This window comes from Nitrogeniibacter aestuarii (genome assembly GCF_017309585.1).
GTDB lineage: Bacteria > Pseudomonadota > Gammaproteobacteria > Burkholderiales > Rhodocyclaceae > Nitrogeniibacter > Nitrogeniibacter aestuarii.
In genome coordinates this window covers 526,089-545,700 of sequence record NZ_CP071321.1, presented here as the reverse complement: position 1 = coordinate 545,700, position 19,612 = coordinate 526,089, and the positions used below count along the sequence as shown (strand labels likewise).

The following is a 19,612-nucleotide window of genomic DNA, read 5'->3' as shown; positions in this document are numbered from 1 at the left end:
ACGAGTCTTGCCATGGATCTGGTCTGCCCGGCCGGCAGCCTGCCCGCGCTCAAGAAAGCCGTTGATGCAGGCGCCGACTGCGTGTACGTGGGCCTCAAGAACGCCACCAACGCCCGCAACTTCACCGGCCTGAACTTCACCCGCGAGCAACTGCTCGACGGCGTCGCCTATGCCCACCGGCACCGCCGCCAGGTGCTGCTGGCGCTCAACACCTATCCGCAGGCCCGCAACTGGCGCGAGTGGACCGACACCATCGATCTGGCGGCCGAGCTGGAGGTGGATGCGGTCATCCTCGCCGACCCCGGGCTGATGCACTACGCGGTCGATCGCCACCCGGGCTTGCGCCTGCATCTGTCGGTGCAGGGCTCGGCCACCAGCTTCGAGGCCATCAACCTCTACCAGCGCTACTTCGGCATTCGCCGCGCCGTGCTGCCGCGCGTGCTCTCGCTGGCCCAGGTGCAACATGTGATCGACAACACCGATGTCGAGATCGAGGTCTTCGGTTTTGGCGGCCTGTGCGTGATGGTCGAGGGGCGCTGCGCCCTGTCGGCCTTTGCCACGGGCGAATCGCCCAACTGCAACGGCGCCTGCTCGCCGGGCAAGCATGTGCGCTGGGAGGACACCCCGCAGGGCATGGAGACACGCCTGAACGGCGTGCTCATCGACCGTTTCGGCAAGGACGAGCGCGCCGGCTACCCCACCCTGTGCAAGGGCCGCTTCGACGTGGAGGGCGAAACCTATTACGCCCTCGAAGAGCCGACCAGCCTCAACACCCTCGACCTGCTCCCCGAGCTGGCACGCATGGGCGTCAAGGCCATCAAGATCGAAGGTCGCCAGCGCAGCCCGGCCTACGTGGCCCAGGTGACGCGCATCTGGCGTGCCGCCATCGACCGCCTCCAGACACGCGGCGACGGATTCGAGGTCGACCCGGCCTGGATGGCCGCCCTCAACCAGGTCTCCGAGGGACAGAGTCACACCCTCGGCGCCTACTACCGGCCATGGAAATAAGCCCATGCCCCAGACACTGAAACTCGCCCTCGGCCCCAACCAGTACTACTGGCCCCGCCAGGCCATGCTGGATTTCTACGCCGGCATCGTCGACAGCCCGGTGGACATCGTCTACCTCGGTGAAACCGTGTGTGCCCGCCGTCACGAACTGCGCATGGACGACTGGCTCGAGATCGGCCAGGTACTGGCCGAAGCGGGCAAGGAAGTGGTGATCTCCACCCTGCCGCTGATCGAATCCGCCTCCGACCTCAAGGCCCTGCGCAAGCTCACCGAGCAGGCCGGCTTCCGCATCGAGGCCAACGACATGGCCGCGGTCAATCAGCTCGACCGGGCCGGTGTCGAAGGCTGGATCGCCGGCCCCACGCTGAACGTGTTCAACCCGCACACGCTCGGCTGGCTGCAGGCCATGGGCGCCCGCCGCTGGGTCGCACCGCCCGAAATGTCGCGTGCGGATCTCACCGCGCTCATCGCCGCCTGCGAGCAGCCGCCCGAGGTGGAGGTGATGGCCTACGGCCGCCTGCCGCTGGCCTACTCGGCCCGCTGCTTCACCGCCCGCCACTTCAACCTGCAGAAAGACACCTGCGAATTTCGCTGCCTGCAGTTCGCCGACGGCATCCGCCTGCACACCCGCGAGGGCGAACCCTTCCTCACGCTCAACGGCATCCAGACCCAGTCGGCGCAGGTGCACAACCTGCTGGCCGACCTGCCCGGCGTGGCCCAGGCCGGCGTGGGCGTCCTGCGCGTCCTGCCGCAGGGCGAACACACCGCCGACATTCTCGCCCTGTTCGATGACGCCCGACGCCACAAGCTCGACCCGCAGCTCGCCTTCGAGCACAGCCATGCGTACATGAGCGACGCCCCCTGCAACGGTTTCTGGCACGGGCGCCCGGGCGTCGAGCAATACGTCGTATCCAGCAGCATCGCTGCCTGAGGCTCATCATGCTGACCCTGCCTGCCCTTCGCCTGCCCCGGACCGTGCCCGACTTCAAACTGCCCGGCATCGCCGCCCGCATCGGTCGCCATCTGCCGCAGACACCGCCGACCCTGGCTCTGGTCACCGGTCTCAACCTCGCCCTCGGCCGCGTGCTCTCGGCAGACGACCTTGCCCCCCTCGCCGGCAAGCGCCTGCAGCTTGAAGTGACGGATCTCGGCATGACCCTGCGCTACGGCTTCAACGGCCGCTTCCACCTGCGCCAGGACACCCGGAAACCCGACCTCACCCTGCGCGCCGGGCTGCGCGACTACCTCGCCCTCGCCCTGCAGGAAGAAGACCCGGACACCCTCTTCTTCAGCCGCCGACTGGTCATGGAAGGCGATACCGACCTGGGACTGCTGGTCAAGAACACGCTGGACGCAGTGGACTGGGACGCCCTTTTCGATACGCTCCCCACGCCGCTCAAGCGCCTCGTCTCGCCAGCGCCCACAAGCCCCACCGGCATCGAAGCGTAGGGTTCCGTTAGGTGAAGCCATAACGCACCGAACGGCAGTGGATGAATAAACGCCGCCCGAGGTCGAGCGGCGTTTGGAGCGGCGCACCGTGGGCGAGGGGTTGGGTTTTCGATCAGCAACGGCGTCCCGGTTTGAAGCGCCCGATGGTGCGTTACGGCTTGCGCCTAACGTGACTTACGGAAATGAAATTGGCCGGAACGGCAACCAGTTCCAAGCCGAAAATCACCCGTCAAATAACCACCGCCGGCATTCCCGGCGTAGGGTGTGCTAGGCGAAGCCGTAGCGCACCAAACAGCGGTGGATGAACAAACGCCGTTCGAGGTCGAGCGGCGTTTGGAAAGGGGCGTCGTGGGCACTGGACCCGGTTTTCGATAAGCAACGGAGTCCCGGATTGCGACGCCCAATGGTGCGTTACGGCTTCGCCTAACGCACCTTACGGTGTCCGCCTTACGCGGGTTGATCCCCATCAGTGCTTCAAATTCCCCCTCCCAAACACCGCTCTCCACTACGGCTCCTCCGGATTCACTCGCAAGGAAACAGCTCGGTCAAAAAAATCAAAAACTTCAGAGACACCGTCAGCGAACCTTCCTCCCTCTACTTTTTCCGAGAACACCCTGGAGGTATCTTCGTCAATTTCTTCAACAAAAACTTCACATGCACCGTTTCTCGGAACGACGAAGATTCGTCCGAGATAGCTCTCGGCAACCACAAACTTCGATATCAACTCTAAAGAACGTCCTGCGTTAGCATCGTCATCCTCATAATAGAGTTGTTTCGCTCTCCGCAGCTCTTCTGGAACACTCTTTCCGTCAAGATCTGTAGATTGCGAGCTTATGGCCACTCGCACGCGCTGCAAGAAGTATTTGAAGTTTCCCGCGTCCTGGCTCGAAATCAGCAATCTCGATACAGGTGAATTTCGAACCCGTATATTGACGCAGTGGTCAAGGTACCGACCTCCTGCATCAGAGATTGCTGACGATCTCTCTAGATCCAGAACGAACTCCAGCGCGATTCCATCGAACGAGACTGTGCCTAGCATCAGATCTCGACAATTTACCTCCACTTCCATTTCTTTGTCCCCGGAAATCCCGCCTTCTTGGCAGCATTATGCACATCTTGCCGCGCCGGAACCGGCTGGCCAGACACGATAAACCCATGATAAATCTTGACACACGCAACTGGGTCAGCTCGCTCAAAATTGAACTGAATGACTTGGTCGCCAATGTGACCTACCAGAACTGTTTCATCCGCGGTCACCGGGATAGCCGTTTTCAGTGCGGCAGGAGCGTAAAGCGGGTCTGGCTCAGGCCCCGCCCAGTTTCCGTTCATCCAGCGCCCTTTCGACAAATGCTTCCCGGAGTTAGGCGCATAGATACGTTCCCATCTTTCGCAGCACTTCTCGGGTTCCGTGTTCTCAATCCCGGAACTTGAACCACTTCCTTTGTTAGGATCAGACTGCGCATAGATCAGACCAATCCCAACTCCGCCTCCACCGAGAATCCACGGAATGTACTGGGCAAATTCACCTGTCGGATCGGAGTAGCTAAGCGGATTCCCCCCGACATAGCCGTAGGTATTCCACCCCCCAGCCAACCCAATCGGATCCGACTGCAAATACCGCCCCGTACCCGCATGATAAAACCGGTTCCAGTTATAAAACAGCCCGCTCTCCCGGTCGTAATACTGCCCCGGAAACCGCAAGTTGAACGTCACTTTCCCCAACCCGCTCGGGTCTTCCGCCGGCAGCACATCGCCAAACGGCGGGCTCATCCAGCGCCAGCGGGCTTGCTGGGTGGCGTCGGTGAGTAACCTCGGGGTGCCGAGGTGGTCGGTTTCGACGGCGTAGGCAGTGGTGCTGCCGTCGGGGTTGGTGTCGATCACCGCCACGATCAGGTCGCCCAGCCAGACGTATTCGCGGATGGGGGTCCCGTCCTGCTGGTATTCACCGATGAGGTGGTTGTCGAGGTCGTAGGCGTACTGGATGTTGTAGGGCAGTGCGCTGGTACCGTAGTTGACCTTGCCGACCCGGCGCCCCAGGCCGTCGTAGACGTAGTTGACCCGCCCATCGGATCGAACAACGTTCATGAGTTTGACTTCAACGTTGTAGTAGAGATCGAGCCCGTCATATTTGCGCACGGCGCCATCGGCGGCGTAGGTGACGCTCTTGCCGCCAATGGTGTAGATGCGGTTCGATTTGTAGCGCATGACGATGTCGGTGAGCATGCCGGCAATGGTGTCGCTGGTGCGGTTGCCGTTGGCGTCGTAGGTGTAGCCGCGCGGGCCGGGGTGGCCGTTGTAGCCGGTGATGCGCCCGGCGGCGTCGTAACCGAAGCTCTGGTCATAGGCGCTGCCGCTGGTGTCATCCAGTGTGGTGATGCGCCCGGCCAGATCGTAGCCGTAGTCGGTGGCCACGCCGCCGAGGGTGATGCGGCTGGGCAGGCCGTTGGCGTCGAGCTCGCGAGTGTGCACCAGGCCGTTGAGCAGGGTCATCTGCCGGACCGGGCCGAAGGGGTGGTAGAGCACGCCGCTGACGAGCTGGTACGGGGCCATGGCGAGGTTGTCGATACGCCCGGCGGTGTCGTAGCCGATGTCGAGCTGGCGGCCCGAGGGGTAGGTGATACGGCTCAGGCGGCCAGCGTTGTCATAGGCGTAGCGGACATCCATGCCCGGCCCCATGACGCTGAACAGGTTGCGCGTCACGCGGCCCAGCGCGTCGTATTCGTACTTCATGTTGCCACCCGCGGCATTGAGCCGTTCGAGCTGGCCGCGCGGGTTCCACTGGTAGTCGAACTTGCGCCAGTAGGTGGTTGCGCCCTTCACATAGCGGATGCTCTCCGGACGTGAGGCCGCATCGTAGGTGCGCACTTCGGTGATGCCGCTGGCAAAGGTGCGGCTCACCAGATTGCCGGCGGCGTCATAGCCGTAGGTGATGTTGCCCCGGTCGGGGCTGCCTTCGAACAGCACCTGCCCGAGGCCGTTGACCTGGAAGCTGGTCTTTGCGCCGTTGGCGGCGATGACAGCTTCGGCCTGCCCATTGGCGTCGGGCACGATCTGGGTGGTGGCGTTGAGCGCGTCGACTTCTGCCTTGAGGTTGCCCAGCGCGTTGTACTGCCACTGGCGGGTTTCGCTCAGCGGGTTGATCTCGTGGGTGAGGCGGTCTTCGGCGTCGTGCAGGTAGTCGGTGGCGGCGCTCTGGCCATTGATGCTGCGAATTTCGCGCCACAGGCGCCCCAGGGCGTCAAACTCGCGCGCCAGTTGCCGGGCGACCTGCCCCTGAGCGTCGAACACGGTTTCGGCGGTGCGATTGCCGGCGTTGTCGAGGGTGTATTCGATGCGCTCGCCGGTGGCCACCTGGGTGATGCCGATGAGGCGGTGGGCGTCGTCGTAGGCGTAGGCAATGGCCGAGCCTTCGGCCAAGGTGACGCGTTCGAGCAGGCCGCGCGGGTCGTAGTCGAACACGGTGAGCAGGCTGCCCACCTGCTGGCTGGTCATGCGCTGGCGCAGGTCGTAGGTGTAGCGGGTGAGCACGCCGTTGGGGGCGACCATCTCCAGAATCTGGCCGTGGGCGTTGTACTTGAGATAGTCCGTCACCAGACCCACCGGGTCGGTGGCACGCACCAGCTCGCCCCGGCAGCCCTTGTCCATGCCGATGCCTTCACCCTCGCCCGGGCAGAGGGCGTCGGCGGGGAAGTATTCATAGGTCCACACGTCGGCCACGTCGGTGCGCGGACCGTCGGCAGTGAGCACCTTGCCGTAGCGGTTGTAGGTGTAGGTCCACGTGCGGGCCGGGCCGTCGACGCTTGCGCTGAAGCCCTGGGCGCCCGTGCCATCGGTGGTGGGTTGTTCGGTTTTCGAGCACACCACGGCAATCGGCATGCCGGCGATCACTTCCGCATCGGCCGGCGCACAGGCGGCGGTGCCGCCGTGAATCGGGTCCGGCTGGCCGTTATAGACCCAGGTGGTGATCAGCTTGGGCTCGGCGACACGGGTCTTGAGATGCCAGTCGGGGTGCCATTCGGTGGCGGTGGTGCGAGCCTCGGGGGTGCCGGCGGCTTCAACACGAAGGGTTTCGCGATTGGTGGCCGGGTCGTGCGTGTAGGTGGTCTGGGTGCCGTCAAAACTGGTGCGGCTGTCGACATTGCCGTTGGCGTCGTAGGTGATGTTGCTCGCGGATGGGGAGCAACCGGCACCGCCGGGTTTGGATTGGCCGGTGTAGCGGGCAACATGATTGACCGGGGAGAAGTTGTATTCGCGCTGAGTGCCAAAGCCATCGGTGACGCGGGTGATGTTTGTGCCGAATGAGAGGTCGATGCGGTCGACACCGCCAGCAGCTTCTTCGGCGATAGCGCGGCGTTCGCTGTCGTACCAGTAGTTGACGTAGCGCGTGCCTGACTCGTCAGTGATGCCTGTGATCAGTTCGGGGCGCAAGACCCGAGCAGTAAAATCTGTCTCTCGCAAATGATAGATCTTCTCGGATCCATCAGGATAAACAACTTGCGCGAGGTTACCGTCTTCGTTGTACCCGTATGAAATCTGGGAACCATCTTGCATCGTTATCGCCGCAAGAGAGAAGGCGTCGTCATAGCTCAGATCTACGAAGTTACCGTAACTGTTTTCAACACGGGCAACTCGCCCGGCACTGTTCCGCACCATCTTCCACGTCATGCCGTCAGCACTAACGATTTCGGCTAAACGTCCCTCGCTGTCGAAACGATCAACGTTCCCGCTCGCATCGAAGAACAGCCATCCTATGACTGTGCCGTTTTCAATAATCTCTCTTGCTCGCTCGGAACCACCCCCTGTTGGTAGAAAATCAGCTCCTGCACGCGCCATATTCAGATATCGACCGGTGCCCCGAAAAGCAGTAATCATGTCAGGAGAGTCGAGGCCGAGAGATCGGTCTATGTTGATGCGCCAACGCGCACCGAGGTCTACCCGCCCGTCAATTCCGAGCGAGTTGTAGTGCCGCGTAATTGACAACCCTTTCAATGGCGAAGCAGAAACATCCTGCTCGCTCAGATACTTGTTTCCATTAACGTACGAGATTGGCCGATTGCTCGAAGCCTCGCATTGCCCGGCTAGATTTTCACCTGCCAGCTCCGGGGTAATGTAGTAACGGCAGTAGTAATCCGAATATGGTGGAACTCCGGATGGCTCGACCCCACTCCAATCCGGATCGACTTCATCGTCCATCACTGCCCGAGATCCGTATGACCTTCTTCCCGGTACGGCACAACTAATGAAACGCTTGTAAAGATGCTGCCAACGCCCGAATCCGTCTTCAACCCCGTAGACAACACCGTCTGCAATCGTGTAACCAAATGCTCTACTCATGATGTATTGCCCATCACTCCAAGGCGAATACACCAAAAAACTGTCGTCTTCTGGAAAAGAAATTGGCTCGTAATCGATTAATGGATTGTTTTTCGCCGACTTCTTCCATTCAATAATTTTGTCAACGCAAGAATAATCTGGAAGTGCGTTTTCCCCTGCATCGAATATGATATGAGTGGCATTAAAATCATTTTGGTGGCACCCCCACCGGGTGTACTGAGGCGTTAGACAATCAAGAAAGGCATTAGGATTTCCCGACTGACGGCATTGTGAGTTGGTAATAACAGCAGGAGCAGCGAATGCATGATTCGCCAGCCCCCCTAAACACAGCAGCAAAACCAAAACGAACCAACTGTTTTGCGGTACTTGATCAGCTCTCATTTAAATCCTGCTCCAACACTATCTACAGTCGTTTACCTGTCTCAGCGAATCGCTCGAAGAAGAGCCCTGACATCAGCTCTCCTAGTCGAGCACGATGCTAACGTCATTGAAAGCCGTTGTCATAGTATTTTGAGCAAATCTAGCCCGCAATCGCACAAGAAAATCCCGGCATCAGCCGGGCTTTTCCTCAACGCTCAAACCATCACCGCTTCGGCTGCTTCCCCGGAGAATGCGGCTTGCTCGTCGTCAGCAAGTCATCCACGAAGTCATGCGGAATCGGCAGCGGGGTGTTGGGCACTTCCAGCTCTTCGGGCTTGAGCTGATGCGCTTGCGGGTGAGGTGATCGTCGAAGGGGGCCGCTCATGTCGTGCATGGGGATGGCAACCGCGTGTTCGTCGGTGTGCCGGCCAGTGCGGCAAAACACGTCGGGCGCATCCTTGACGCCATGATGCACAAACGACTGCCAGTAGCCCCCGGCATGCTCCAGTCCGGCAGGCCGTTCGATCCGGCGCTTCACGGGGCCTGATCCGGATGAGAGTATCCACGGCGCCTCACCGAACAATCTCCGCTTTCACCTTCGGCGCAGTCGGAGGTCTCCACACCCCGTACAATCCCGTTTTCATCCCGACGCACACGCACCACCCTTGCGCTCAGCCACCCAACTCCCCCGCTATCTGGCACTCGCCTACGCCCTGCTGATCGGCTATGCCTGCCTGCATCCGTTCAGCGGCTGGCAGCCGAGCGGTCTGCCGCTGTTCGATTTCGTGGGTGCGCCGTGGCCGAAGTACATCACCGCGCTCGACATCGTGCTCAATGTGCTGGGCTTTGTGCCTTTCGGCTTCGTGCTGGCGGCGGCGCAGCCGGCGCGATGGCCGCGCTGGGCGGTGGTGGTGCTGGCGGCGGTCACCGGTGCGCTGTTGAGCTTTTCGCTCGAAACGGTGCAGAACTATCTGCCCACCCGCGTGGCCTCCAATGTGGATCTGGGCGCCAACGCGCTGGGCGGGCTGATCGGTGCGGTGCTGGGGGTGTTCGCCGGGCGCCGCCTGTTCGATGCCGATGGCTGGTGGCATCAGTGGTATTCGCGTCGCCTGATTCACGGCCATCTGGGCGACGTGGGCGTGGTGCTCATCGGCCTGTGGCTGCTCGCCCAGCTCTCGCCCAAGACGCTGCTGTTCGGCCTGGGCGATATCCGCAGCTTTTTTGATCTGCCGACCCCGCTCCCCTTCAATCCGGAGCGTTTCATGCGTCTGGAGACGGCCATCGTGGCCGCCAATGTGCTGGCGGTGGGGCTGCTCACGCGCAGCATGCTGCAGCGTTTTTCGCTGACGGTGATCGTGGTGCTGGTGCTCGGCCTGGGCATGCGCACGCTGGCGGCATCCAACTTCTATGTACCGCCCCGCCCCTTGCTGTGGCTCACCCCGGGCGCCATCGGCGGTCTGGCGGCCGGCGTGCCGCTGCTCATCGCCGGGCTGTTGCTGCCCCGCCTGATTCGCCACATGGTGGCGGCGGTGGCGCTGCTGGCCGGGGCGGTGCTGGTGAACATCGCGCCCGAAAACCCCTATCTGGTATTCAACCAGACGCTCATCAATCAGGGGCACTTTTTGAATTTCAGCGGTCTGACTCACTTGGTGGCAGGCGTCTGGCCGTTTCTGGCGCTGGGCTATCTGAGCGCCATCAATCTGCTTCGCAGCAACGGGCGCTGAGCCCCGGAACGTGCGCCCGGCCCGGGTGCCTTGCTGGCTATAATGGGCCGCAACCCACAGAGACACACACCATGAGTTATTTCAAACACCACGCTTTCATCTGCTGCAACCAACGCGATGGGGGCGAGAACTGCTGCAATAATTTCGGTGCCGACACGCTGCACAAATATGCCAAGGAGCGCATCGCCGAACTGGGGCTCAAGGGCAAGGGCGGCATCCGTTTCAACAAGGCCGGCTGCCTGGGCCGCTGCGATGAAGGCCCGGTGCTGGTCGTGTATCCGGAAGAGGTCTGGTACACCTTTGTGGACAAGGCCGACATCGACGAAATCATCAAGGAACACCTGATCGGCGGGCGCGTGGTCGAGCGCCTGCGCATCTGAGGACACCCCATGAGCCAGCCCAACACCGAATCCGTGCTCGTCAAGGGCCCGGACGGCAATATCGAACTGCTGATCGACGCGCCGGACGACGTGCGCGGCATTGCCATCGTGGCGCATCCGCACCCGCTCTTCGGGGGCGCGAACACCAACAAGGTGGCGCACACCCTGGCGCGCAGCCTGCGTGACCTGGGTTACGCGGCGATTCGCCCCAACTTCCGGGGCGTGGGCAAGAGCGAAGGCGAACACGATCACGGCATGGCCGAGACCGAAGACACCCTGGCGGTGCTGGCCTGGGCGCATTCGCGCTATGGCATGCTGCCGCTGGCGCTGGCGGGCTTCTCTTTCGGCGCGTTTGTGCAGACCCGCGTGGCTGCGCGCCTGGCCGACGGGGTGACGCCCGCCAAGCGCATCGTCCTGGTGGGCCTCGCCTCCGGTGAAGTCACCGGCGCGCGCAAGTACGCCACCGAACCGGTCGCCAGAGGCAGCCTCATCATCCACGGCGAAGAGGATGAAACCGTCCCCCTCGCCAATGTGCTCGACTGGGCCCGCCCGCTGGAGATGCCGGTGGTCGTGGTGCCGGGGGCCGACCATTTCTTCCACGGCCGTCTGCACATCATCCGCGACCTGATCGCGGATCGCTGGGACCCGCTCTGAGACACGCACCATGAAACTGACCGCCTCGCCCACCAGCCCCTATGCCCGCAAGATTCGCATCCTGCTGGCCGAGAAGGGCGTCGACTTCGAGCTGATCGAGGACTCCCCCTGGGAGTCGGACACCGGCGTCCCCGAGATCAATCCACTGGGCAAGGTGCCGGTGCTCGAAACCGACGCGGGCGAACACTTCTTCGATAGCCCGGTGATTGCGGGCTATCTGGAGGTGAAGTTTCCCGAACCCCCGTTCATTCCCGCGGACCCGATGGAAGCGGTTCGCGTGCGTCAGACCGAGGCCCTGGCCGACGGCATCACCGATGCTGCCCTGATCATCCGCCTCGAGACCCTGCGCCCGATGGAGGCGCAGCTGCGCGAGACCGTCGAGCGCCAGCAAGGCAAGATCGAGCGCGGCCTCCAGGCGCTGGAAGCCAAGCTCCCCTCCAAGGAGCACTGGTTTCACGGCAACCGGATCAGTCTTGCCGACATCGCGGCCGGCTGTGCGCTGGAGTATCTGGATTTTCGTCTGGCGCACCTGAACTGGCGCCAGCGTTTTCCGCACCTCAAGGAGCTGGCCCTGCGCATCGGCGCCCGCAACAGTTTTCTGGCCACCCGCCCGGACTGAGCGCCGCGCATGAGTACCCCCACGCTCGCCATTGACGGGCTGGTGAAGCGCTATGGCGACCAGACCGTGGTCAACGGTGTCTCCATTCGCGTCGAACCCGGTGAATGCTTCGCCTTGCTCGGCCCCAACGGTGCCGGCAAGACCACCACCCTGCGCTGCGCACTCGGCCTGACCACACCCGACAGCGGCACCATCACCCTGTGTGACGAGCCGGTGCCGGCGCGCGCCCGCGAGGCCCGCATCAAGACCGGGGTGGTGCCCCAGTTCGACAATCTCGACCCCGACTTCTCCTGCGCCGAGAATCTGGTGGTGTTCGGCCGCTATTTCGGGCTGGACCGGGCGACGGTCGAGCGACGGCTGCCCGGCCTGCTGGAATTTGCCGGCCTCGAAAGCAAAGCCGATTCAAAGATCAACACGCTGTCCGGCGGCATGAAACGCCGCCTCACCCTCGCCCGCGCGCTGGTCAACGAACCACGCCTGCTGGTGCTCGACGAACCGAGTACCGGTCTGGACCCGCAGGCACGGCACGTGATCTGGGAGCGCCTGCGCCGCCTGACCGCTGCCGGCACCAGCGTGCTGCTCACCACCCACTTCATGGACGAGGCCGAACGCCTCGCCCACCGCCTCGCGATCATGGATCACGGCCGCATTCTGGCCACCGGCACGCCGCGTGAGGTGATCGCACAGCACATCGAAGCGACCGTGGTGGAAGTGCATGGCGACTGGCCGGGCGGCATGGCCGCCTGGGTCGAGGCGCACGGGCGCAGGCTGTCGCGGCGCTGCGAACTAAGTGCCGAAACGGTGTTCTGTTATACGGAAGATGCTGGCGAACTTCTGGCGCATCTATCCGGGCAGGACGGGCTGCGTTACCTGCACCGACCAGCCAACCTGGAAGATGTCTTTCTCAAACTGACAGGTCGCGATCTGCGCGACTGAACGGACAAAGCGCACATGAAGTTCCTCGGCAAGATCTTTGCCACCGGTCTGCTGACGGTGGTGCCCATCGTGGCGACCCTCTACCTGCTGGCGTGGCTGTTCGTCACGGCGGAAACCTTCTTCAGCGACCTGATGGTGCGCTTCCTGCCCATGACCTTCCACTTCCCGGGCATGGGCATCTTCATGGGCCTGCTGGTGATCCTGGGCGTCGGCCTGCTGATGCGGGCCTGGATCTTCCGGGCCATCTTCCACAAGATGGAAGGGGCCGTGATGGCGGTGCCGCTGGTCAAGTCGATCTACTCGGCCATTCGCGACTTCTTCGGCCTGATGGCGAACGACGAAGGCACCGACGTGCTGCGTGTGGTGAGCTACACCCTGCCGGGCACCGAGGCGCGCATCATCGGCTTCGTGACCCGCAACAATTTCGACAACCTGCCCGACAACATCGGCCGCGAGGGCGATGTGGCGGTGTACTTCCCCATGAGCTACCAGATCGGCGGTTACACCGTCTTCCTGCCCGCGGACCAGCTCACCACCATCGACATGCCGCGCGAGGCGGCCATGCGCTTCGCCGTCACTGCCGGCGTCAACGCCAGCAGCAACGGCAAGAGCGGCAAGAGCAGCTGACAGGGTATTGGCTCAGCCCGATCAGCCGCGCATGCGCCACTGACCACCACCTGCATCGCAGGCGCTGCGTCGGTCACGTGCGCCATCGACGATCAGGTCGAACTCGCGACACGTGCGGCCCCCATCGCGGAAGCTGCGCACCGGCACCAGTTCATAATGCAGCCGGGTCTTGGGGTTGTCCCACACCACCCGATGCCGGTCACCACTCAACTCCAGTGCGTGCCCGATGCAGGCACGGTCCAGATCGGTGATGTCACGCGCCACCTTGGCGCCAATCACGGCACCGATGACGGTGCCCAGCACCGTGGCGATACGGCGGCCATCGCCTTCGCCCACCTGCGAGCCCACGGCACCGCCAATCACCCCGCCGATCACGGCGCCGACCGCATCGGCACTGCAGCGCCCCTTCAGCACGCCGTAGTCACGATCCCACTCGCGGCCACTGTGGCCACGGTAGCCGTGATAGTCGGGGTCATGCTTCTTGCGCCACCCGTGGGCCGGTGCATGCGCGGGCGGATCTGCCATCACCGGCAGGGCGGGCACGGCCAGCGCCACGCTCAGGGCGGCGGCCAGGGTGGTACGCATCAATCGATTGGGCATGTTGCCTCCGTTGCTGTGTCTTGCCCCTGCGTCAACGCACGGGGGTGCTGTTCTGTTGACGGCCGGTCACCACGGAAATTCACTGGCGCGGATCGCCCCCGTTGGGTGGCAGCGCCTCGCCCACCCTACTGCGGAAGGGGTTGATGTCCAGCCCGCCGCGCCGGGTGTAGCGCGCCCACACCGCCAGCGTTTCGGGCTGACAGCGGGCCATGAGGTCGACGAACACACGCTCCACGCACTGCTCGTGAAACTCGTTGTGCTCGCGAAACGACACCACGTAGCGCAGCAGACCGGCCCGGTCGATGGGTCGGCCGCGGTAGCGGATGTAGAGCGTTGCCCAGTCGGGCTGCCCGGTCACCAGGCAGTTGGACTTGAGCAGGTGCGAGATCAGGGTTTCGCTGACATCGCCGCCCTCGACCGTACCCAGGTGGTCGGGCGCGATCTGGTAGCCGGTGATGGCCACGTCGAGGTCGTCGATGCACTCGCCCGCCAGGGTTTCGGTGTCGCGGCGCACGTCATCAAGCTTGAAAAGCTCGATGGCGACGGGGGCGCCGGCCGCGGCCGACAGATCACGCGTCATGCGTTCGCGCGCCTCGTCCATGCCGCTCAGCGCGGTGCCATTGAAGCTGTTCAGATACAGCTTGAGTGACTTGGACTCGATCAGGTTCGGCGAGGTCGCCGGCACGCGGAACACCCCCATGGCCACCACGGGCTTGCCCTTGGGGTTGAGCCAGGAGATCTCGTAGGCGTTCCACACATCCTCGCCGACGAAGGGCAGCGTCTCGCCCACGCCGATCTCGGCCCGTTTGGCCGAGCGCGGCACCGGGAAGAGCAGTTCCGGCGCGTAGGTGTTGCGATAGGCCGCGGTCTTGCCCAGCGGCGAGGCTTCTGCACCGTGGGTCGGTTTGTGTCCGGTCATGGGAATCTGAGCCATCTCAAAAGGCGTTCATCAACGGATGATTATAATCAGCGCTTCGCCCTCACTCGTCGAGCCCATGTCCGCCACCACCCACTTTGCCCGGCTGCCCAGTCTCTCCTGGCGCTTCACGTCGGTCTGGCTGCGCAATTTCGGCGTCTGGCGCAAGCTGGCGGCACCGTCATTGCTGGGTAACCTGGCCGATCCGATGATCTACCTGCTGGGCCTCGGCTACGGCCTGGGGGCACTGGTCAAGTCCGTCGATGGCGTGCCTTACGTGAACTTCCTTGCCGCCGGCATGGTGTGCTTTTCAAGCATGAACACCGCCAGTTTCGAGACCCTGTACTCGGCCTTCTCGCGCATGCATGTGCAACGCACCTGGGAGGGCATCATGAACGCGCCACTCACGCTCGATGATGTGGTGCTGGCCGAGATGATGTGGGCCGCGAGCAAGGCCACGCTGTCGGGCACCGCCATCCTGCTGGTGGTGTCCCTGTTCGGCTTCACCACCAGCCCGCTGGCGGTGGGCGTGATCCCGCTGATCTTCCTGATCGGCGTCACCTTCTCGGCCATGGGGCTGGTGGTGACCGCACTGGCGCCGAACTACGACTTCTTCATGTACTACTTCACCCTGTTCATCACGCCCATGGCCTTGCTCTCCGGGGTGTTCTTCCCGCTCGATCAGTTGCCGGGCGCGCTGCAGATCGGCGCGCAGATGCTGCCCCTGTCACATGCCGTGGCATTGGCGCGTCCAATGATGCTGGGTCACCTGCCCAATGATGTGCTGCTCCACGTGACCGTGTTGCTGGGGTATGCGGCGGTGGCGTTCTGGCTGGCGGTCGCCCTGACCCGTCGCCGTCTGCTCAAGTGAGATGACCATGACCGACGCGGACGACGTGCTGCTGATCCTGACCAACCTGCCCGACGCCGAAAGCGCCAACACGCTGGCGGCTCAACTGATCGAACAGCGGCTGGCCGCCTGCGTGAACATCCTGGCGCCGGCCACCTCGGTCTATCGCTGGGATGGTGCCGTGCAGACCGATTCAGAGACCCCGATGCTCATCAAGAGCACGCGTTCGAACTATCCGATGTTGGAAAAGGCCATCCGCGCCGGTCACCCCTATGAACTTCCCGAAATCATTGCAGTCCCTGTGACACTGGGCCTGCCCGCTTATCTTGACTGGGTGCGCGACGAAACCCGCGCCACCGACTGACACCATGACCCGACGATTCCCCCTGCTCGGCCTTCTGCTGCTCGTCTTCCTGACGCTGCTGCGCCCGGCGTTTGCAGCGCCCGAACTGCTGCCGCCCGACAAGGCCTATCGTGCCAGTGTGGTCACCCGCGCGCCCGACCGTGTCGAAGTGCGCTTCGAGATCGAAGACGGCTACTACCTGTACAAGAAGCAGTTCCAGTTCCGCACCGAGCCCGAATCGGTCGTGGTCGGTCCGGCCGAGTTGCCGCCGGGCAAGGTGAAGCAGGACGAGTTCTTCGGCGAGGTGGAAACCTATCGCCATGAGCTGGTGTTCAATCTGCCCGTCAAGGCGCCGGCCGACGTGACCCAGTTCGAGCTCACGGTCATCAGCCAGGGTTGCGCCGACATCGGCGTGTGCTATCCGCCCCATCCGCAAGCGCTGATGGTGGATCTGACCCGCTCAGAGGCCCCCAAGGGCGGCTTTCTGAGTTCGCTGGGTATCGGTGGCGATGACGCCCGCCCGGCCATGGACACAACACCGGCCAAGGCGGAACAGCCCGCCCCTGCGCCCGTCGCGCCCGCCAGCACCGACGACGGTGACGAATCGGGCCGCATTGCCGGCCTGCTCTCCAACCAGAGCCTGCCGCTGGTCTTGCTCTCGTTTTTCGGCTTTGGCCTGCTGCTGGCCTTCACACCCTGCACCTTCCCGATGATCCCCATCCTCTCGGGCATCATCGTCGGCCACGGCCACAAGATCACCAGAATGCGGGCATTCGAGCTGTCACTCGCCTACGTGCTGGGCATGGCGGTAACGTATGCAGCGGCGGGCGTGGCTGCCGGCCTGTCCGGCGCCCTGCTCTCGGCGGCGCTGCAGAACGTTTGGGTGCTGTCGGCCTTTGCCCTGCTGTTCGTGGTGCTGTCGCTGTCCATGTTCGGTTTCTACGAGCTGCAACTGCCCACCGCACTGCAAAGCAAGCTGTCGGATACCGCCAGCCACGAGAAAGGCGGTTCGCTACATGGCGTGGTGGTCATGGGCGTGCTCTCGGCGCTGATTGTCGGCCCCTGTGTGGCCGCACCGCTCGCCGGCGCCTTGCTCTACATCGCCAAGACGGGCGATGCGGTGCTCGGGGGTAGCGCGCTGTTCGTGATGGCCCTGGGCATGGGCGCCCCGCTGCTGGCGGTGGGGGTCGCCGCGCGCTCGGTGCTGCCCAAGGCGGGCCCGTGGATGGAAGGGGTCAAGCGGGCCTTCGGCGTCATCCTGCTGGCGCTGGCCATCTGGATGATCAGTCCGGTGGTACCTGCCGTGGTACCCATGATCGGCTACGGCGTGCTGCTGGTGTTCTCCGGCATCTACCTGCACGCACTCGATCCGCTGCCGCAGCATGTGCGCAACTGGCAGCGTTTCTGGAAAGCGGTAGGCGTGATTGCCCTGATTCTGGGTGCCACCTTGCTGGTCGGCGCCATGGCCGGCTCGCGCGATCCGCTGCAACCGCTGGCCGGCCTGGGTGGTGGTGCCGCCGTGGCTGCGCCGGCACCGGTTTTCGAGAAAGTGCGTTCGGTGGCCGAGCTCGATGCACGCGTCGCCGCCTCCACCCGCCCGGTCATGCTCGATTTCTACGCCGACTGGTGCGTCTCCTGCAAGGAGATGGAACGCTTCACGTTCTCTGACCCTACGGTGCAGGCGCGCATGAACCAGATGCTGCTGCTCAAGGCCGACGTGACCGCCAATAACGAAGACGACCAGGCCCTGCTCAAGCGCTTCGACCTGTTCGGCCCGCCGGGCATCATCTTCTTCCGCCCCGGTGGCGAGGAAATCAATGGCCGCCGCGTGGTCGGCTACATGCCGGCGGAAGCGTTCGCCACCCAGCTCGACGCCGTCTTGCGGCGCTAACCCAGGACGCGGCCGACGCCGCGATCAGGGACTGCAACGATCGGGGTCGGACTCCGCTGCCTGGATGTAGTCGTTGAGCTGCCGGCCGCGCTGGTTCGGATAACGCGTCTCGAGCATGTGCAATGACTGGAAGCGATCGAGACGGAAGGTGCGAAACGCATCGCGCATTTCGCACCACGCGGCCAGCGTCCAGCTTTGCCCCCAGAACACCAGACCGAGTGGCCACAGCAGGCGCTCACTGAGCTCGCCATCGGCGCGACCGTAGGTGACCTCGATCTTGTGCCGCCCGTCGATCGCGGTGCGCAGGGTCTGCAACGGCGCCACCATGGCCGCCGGTACATGAAAGCCCGGTGCGTACACCGGCGCGTCGCGCAGCGATATGCGCCCGTTCGGCAGCACCGCCTCGATGCGCGCCAGCGCCAGCTCGGCGGCACGGCCGAGCACCGGATCGGTCCAGCCGCCCACCATACGCAAGCCCGTGGCCAACGCAGTCAACTCGTCCGGCGAAAACTGCATGGGCGGCAGGCGATATTCGCGGCGCAACCGGTAGCCGACCCCCGCCTCCCCGTCGATGGGAGTTCCCGAGCTGATCAGGTCGGCGACATCCCGGTAGATGGTGCGCTCGGAGACCTCCAGCAGTTCGGCCAGTCGCCGCGCGGTCATGATGCGCGCGCCGCCCAGGAGCGTCACGATTCGAAACAGGCGGTCGGCACGGCGCATGGGGTGAGACTCCTTGGCAAGACGCGTCGCATGATGCCCGGACTCTCCTGACACCATGCTGTCAGTATGACACGCGCACAGTAGGGGCTCCTTCCACTACATGGACACACACCCATGAAAAACGCACTTAACTGGTTCGAGATTCCGGTCACCGACATGACCCGCGCGTGCCGCTTCTACAGCAGCCTGCTGGCGACCGAGCTGGAAACCACCCCCAGTTGTGGCGGCCAGATGGCCGTTCTGCCGCATGAGAACGGCGCGGTCGGCGGTTGCCTTTTCCAGCACGAGCAGATGTCACCGGCCAACCATGGCACGATGATCTATCTGGACGCCGGTGGCGACCTGGCGGCCATGCTCGGCCGGGTCGAGTCGGCGGGCGGGCGGATCGACATGCCGATCACCCGGGTCAGTGACGAGGTCGGTGACATCGCCCTGATCATCGACACCGAAGGCAATCGCGTCGGTCTGCACGCACCCAGCTGATGATCTCCGGTCCTGCACCGCAATGCAGCGTGCAGGACCGAATTGGCTTAGAATACAAGGCTCTTTTCTTGCACCGCCCCTGGACCTGCCATGTTCTCAGGCATCGTCGCCGGCACCGGCCGGATCGAATCGATCACTCCCCTTGAAGACGGCGTTCGACTGAAGGTCGACACCGGCGCACTCGGCCTGGGCGACGTCGCCATTGGCGACAGTATTGCCAATAACGGCGTGTGCCTGACCGTGGTCGCCATGGATGGCGCCAAGGCCTGTTTCGATGTCTCCCGCGAGACGCTCAACTGCACTGCCGGCCTCGACGTCGAAGGCGGCGAGGTGAACCTGGAAAAAGCGCTGCGGGTCGACGATCGCCTCGGCGGGCACATTGTCACCGGCCATGTGGATGGCGTGGGCGAAGTGCTCAAGTTTGCCCCCATCGGCGAGAGCCACGAGCTGGTGATCCGCGCGCCGCGCAGCATTGCCGGCTACATCGCGCGCAAGGGCTCGATCACGGTCGATGGCGTGAGCCTGACCGTCAACACGGTCGAGAGCACCGATTTTTCGATCAACCTGATTCCGCACACGGTGGAAGTGACCACTTTCAAGCATCTCAAGCCCGGAGCGCAAGTCAATCTGGAGATTGACATCATTGCGCGCTACGTTGAGCGCATGACCGCCTGGAAGCAGGAAGAAGCACAAGCCAACAAGGCCTGATCGCGTAGCG

General features: G+C 63.5%; 20 protein-coding genes and 1 pseudogene. 14 read left to right on the top strand and 7 right to left on the bottom strand.

Features of this window, described 5'->3' with window-relative positions:
• The first annotated feature begins 12 nt into the window (after positions 1–12).
• The 3 genes from ubiU to ubiT are packed head-to-tail and all read left to right on the top strand — an operon-like array spanning position 13 to position 2,457.
• The gene (gene ubiU, locus J0W34_RS02565; protein WP_230970569.1) at positions 13–1,008 is read left to right on the top strand and encodes a ubiquinone anaerobic biosynthesis protein UbiU; all 996 of its coding nucleotides are present in this window, start codon (positions 13–15) and stop codon (positions 1,006–1,008) included.
• Between the two features lie 4 nt (positions 1,009–1,012).
• Positions 1,013–1,939: a U32 family peptidase gene (locus J0W34_RS02560; RefSeq protein WP_456238053.1), complete on the top strand. Its 927-nt coding sequence runs from the start codon at positions 1,013–1,015 to the stop codon at positions 1,937–1,939.
• Positions 1,940–1,947: 8 nt separating this feature from the next.
• Positions 1,948–2,457, top strand: a complete 510-nt coding sequence (gene ubiT / locus J0W34_RS02555) for a ubiquinone anaerobic biosynthesis accessory factor UbiT (RefSeq protein WP_230970568.1) — start codon at positions 1,948–1,950, stop codon at positions 2,455–2,457.
• A gap of 505 nt (positions 2,458–2,962) precedes the next feature.
• Here the strand turns inward: ubiT and J0W34_RS02550 are convergent.
• The 4 genes and pseudogenes from J0W34_RS02550 to J0W34_RS02540 all read right to left on the bottom strand — a co-directional run bounded on the left by J0W34_RS02550 (position 2,963) and on the right by J0W34_RS02540 (position 8,689).
• Entirely contained in the window at positions 2,963–3,526 is a 564-nt protein-coding gene (locus J0W34_RS02550) for a hypothetical protein (RefSeq protein WP_230970567.1), read from the bottom strand.
• Positions 3,511–6,915, bottom strand: coding sequence for an RHS repeat domain-containing protein (locus tag J0W34_RS02545; protein ID WP_230970566.1), 3,405 nt, complete (start codon positions 6,913–6,915; stop codon positions 3,511–3,513). The genes J0W34_RS02550 and J0W34_RS02545 overlap by 16 nt, the downstream gene beginning before the upstream one ends.
• A 390-nt stretch (positions 6,916–7,305) precedes the next feature.
• Positions 7,306–7,650 (bottom strand): annotated as a pseudogene (locus J0W34_RS22315) (DUF6531 domain-containing protein); the annotation flags it as partial.
• Positions 7,651–8,374: 724 nt separating this feature from the next.
• Positions 8,375–8,689, bottom strand: a complete 315-nt coding sequence (locus J0W34_RS02540; RefSeq protein WP_230970565.1) for a hypothetical protein — start codon at positions 8,687–8,689, stop codon at positions 8,375–8,377.
• A 127-nt stretch (positions 8,690–8,816) separates the two neighbouring features.
• Between J0W34_RS02540 and J0W34_RS02535 the strand changes: the two genes are divergently transcribed.
• The 6 genes from J0W34_RS02535 (at position 8,817) to J0W34_RS02510 (ending at position 13,091) form a co-directional block, all read left to right on the top strand.
• On the top strand, positions 8,817–9,875 hold the full coding sequence (locus tag J0W34_RS02535; RefSeq protein ID WP_227815451.1) for a VanZ family protein: 1,059 nt from the start codon (positions 8,817–8,819) through the stop codon (positions 9,873–9,875).
• Between the two features lie 71 nt (positions 9,876–9,946).
• The gene (locus J0W34_RS02530; protein ID WP_227815450.1) at positions 9,947–10,255 is read left to right on the top strand and encodes a (2Fe-2S) ferredoxin domain-containing protein; all 309 of its coding nucleotides are present in this window, start codon (positions 9,947–9,949) and stop codon (positions 10,253–10,255) included.
• Between the two features lie 9 nt (positions 10,256–10,264).
• Complete coding sequence (locus J0W34_RS02525) at positions 10,265–10,909, top strand: alpha/beta hydrolase (protein ID WP_227815449.1); 645 nt, start codon at positions 10,265–10,267, stop codon at positions 10,907–10,909.
• A gap of 10 nt (positions 10,910–10,919) precedes the next feature.
• Positions 10,920–11,528, top strand: a complete 609-nt coding sequence (locus J0W34_RS02520; protein ID WP_230970564.1) for a glutathione S-transferase — start codon at positions 10,920–10,922, stop codon at positions 11,526–11,528.
• A gap of 9 nt (positions 11,529–11,537) precedes the next feature.
• Positions 11,538–12,464, top strand: a complete 927-nt coding sequence (locus J0W34_RS02515; RefSeq protein ID WP_230970563.1) for an ATP-binding cassette domain-containing protein — start codon at positions 11,538–11,540, stop codon at positions 12,462–12,464.
• 15 nt (positions 12,465–12,479) lie between these two features.
• Positions 12,480–13,091, top strand: a complete 612-nt coding sequence (locus tag J0W34_RS02510) for a DUF502 domain-containing protein (protein ID WP_230970562.1) — start codon at positions 12,480–12,482, stop codon at positions 13,089–13,091.
• Between the two features lie 21 nt (positions 13,092–13,112).
• Here the strand turns inward: J0W34_RS02510 and J0W34_RS02505 are convergent, their stop codons facing one another.
• Both J0W34_RS02505 and queF read right to left on the bottom strand, forming a co-directional pair.
• Entirely contained in the window at positions 13,113–13,691 is a 579-nt protein-coding gene (locus tag J0W34_RS02505; protein ID WP_230970561.1) for a glycine zipper 2TM domain-containing protein, read from the bottom strand.
• A 79-nt stretch (positions 13,692–13,770) separates the two neighbouring features.
• A complete protein-coding gene (queF, locus tag J0W34_RS02500; protein ID WP_230970560.1) occupies positions 13,771–14,610 on the bottom strand; it encodes an NADPH-dependent 7-cyano-7-deazaguanine reductase QueF in 840 nt (279 codons plus the stop codon).
• A gap of 37 nt (positions 14,611–14,647) precedes the next feature.
• Between queF and J0W34_RS02495 the strand changes: the two genes are divergently transcribed.
• From J0W34_RS02495 to dsbD, 3 genes are read left to right on the top strand one after another with little or no spacing between them, the layout of a single operon-like run.
• Positions 14,648–15,478 carry an ABC transporter permease gene (locus J0W34_RS02495; protein WP_331001529.1) on the top strand — a complete coding sequence of 277 codons (831 nt, stop codon included), beginning with the start codon at positions 14,648–14,650 and terminating at the stop codon, positions 15,476–15,478.
• Positions 15,479–15,485: 7 nt separating this feature from the next.
• Entirely contained in the window at positions 15,486–15,821 is a 336-nt protein-coding gene (cutA, locus tag J0W34_RS02490) for a divalent-cation tolerance protein CutA (RefSeq protein ID WP_230970559.1), read from the top strand.
• A gap of 4 nt (positions 15,822–15,825) precedes the next feature.
• The gene (dsbD, locus tag J0W34_RS02485) at positions 15,826–17,691 is read left to right on the top strand and encodes a protein-disulfide reductase DsbD (protein ID WP_230970558.1); all 1,866 of its coding nucleotides are present in this window, start codon (positions 15,826–15,828) and stop codon (positions 17,689–17,691) included.
• Positions 17,692–17,715: 24 nt separating this feature from the next.
• Here the strand turns inward: dsbD and J0W34_RS02480 are convergent, their stop codons facing one another.
• The gene (locus tag J0W34_RS02480) at positions 17,716–18,411 is read right to left on the bottom strand and encodes a helix-turn-helix transcriptional regulator (protein WP_227815440.1); all 696 of its coding nucleotides are present in this window, start codon (positions 18,409–18,411) and stop codon (positions 17,716–17,718) included.
• A 114-nt stretch (positions 18,412–18,525) separates the two neighbouring features.
• On the opposite strand from J0W34_RS02480, the gene J0W34_RS02475 reads away from it, so the two are divergent.
• Both J0W34_RS02475 and J0W34_RS02470 read left to right on the top strand, forming a co-directional pair.
• A complete protein-coding gene (locus J0W34_RS02475) occupies positions 18,526–18,894 on the top strand; it encodes a VOC family protein (protein WP_227815439.1) in 369 nt (122 codons plus the stop codon).
• A 90-nt stretch (positions 18,895–18,984) separates the two neighbouring features.
• Positions 18,985–19,602: a riboflavin synthase gene (locus J0W34_RS02470; protein WP_230970557.1), complete on the top strand. Its 618-nt coding sequence runs from the start codon at positions 18,985–18,987 to the stop codon at positions 19,600–19,602.
• Positions 19,603–19,612: the final 10 nt, after the last annotated feature.

Coding starts and splice junctions, on each gene's coding strand:
- ubiU (WP_230970569.1), top strand. CDS start 13: ATGGATCTGGTCTGCCCGGCCGGCAGCCTGCCCGCGCTCAAGAAAGCC.
- J0W34_RS02560 (WP_456238053.1), top strand. CDS start 1,013: ATGCCCCAGACACTGAAACTCGCCCTCGGCCCCAACCAGTACTACTGG.
- ubiT (WP_230970568.1), top strand. CDS start 1,948: ATGCTGACCCTGCCTGCCCTTCGCCTGCCCCGGACCGTGCCCGACTTC.
- J0W34_RS02550 (WP_230970567.1), bottom strand. CDS start 3,526: ATGGAAGTGGAGGTAAATTGTCGAGATCTGATGCTAGGCACAGTCTCG.
- J0W34_RS02530 (WP_227815450.1), top strand. CDS start 9,947: ATGAGTTATTTCAAACACCACGCTTTCATCTGCTGCAACCAACGCGAT.
- J0W34_RS02525 (WP_227815449.1), top strand. CDS start 10,265: ATGAGCCAGCCCAACACCGAATCCGTGCTCGTCAAGGGCCCGGACGGC.
- J0W34_RS02520 (WP_230970564.1), top strand. CDS start 10,920: ATGAAACTGACCGCCTCGCCCACCAGCCCCTATGCCCGCAAGATTCGC.
- J0W34_RS02515 (WP_230970563.1), top strand. CDS start 11,538: ATGAGTACCCCCACGCTCGCCATTGACGGGCTGGTGAAGCGCTATGGC.
- J0W34_RS02510 (WP_230970562.1), top strand. CDS start 12,480: ATGAAGTTCCTCGGCAAGATCTTTGCCACCGGTCTGCTGACGGTGGTG.
- J0W34_RS02505 (WP_230970561.1), bottom strand. CDS start 13,691: ATGCCCAATCGATTGATGCGTACCACCCTGGCCGCCGCCCTGAGCGTG.
- queF (WP_230970560.1), bottom strand. CDS start 14,610: ATGACCGGACACAAACCGACCCACGGTGCAGAAGCCTCGCCGCTGGGC.
- J0W34_RS02495 (WP_331001529.1), top strand. CDS start 14,648: ATGATTATAATCAGCGCTTCGCCCTCACTCGTCGAGCCCATGTCCGCC.
- cutA (WP_230970559.1), top strand. CDS start 15,486: ATGACCGACGCGGACGACGTGCTGCTGATCCTGACCAACCTGCCCGAC.
- dsbD (WP_230970558.1), top strand. CDS start 15,826: ATGACCCGACGATTCCCCCTGCTCGGCCTTCTGCTGCTCGTCTTCCTG.
- J0W34_RS02480 (WP_227815440.1), bottom strand. CDS start 18,411: ATGCGCCGTGCCGACCGCCTGTTTCGAATCGTGACGCTCCTGGGCGGC.
- J0W34_RS02475 (WP_227815439.1), top strand. CDS start 18,526: ATGAAAAACGCACTTAACTGGTTCGAGATTCCGGTCACCGACATGACC.
- J0W34_RS02470 (WP_230970557.1), top strand. CDS start 18,985: ATGTTCTCAGGCATCGTCGCCGGCACCGGCCGGATCGAATCGATCACT.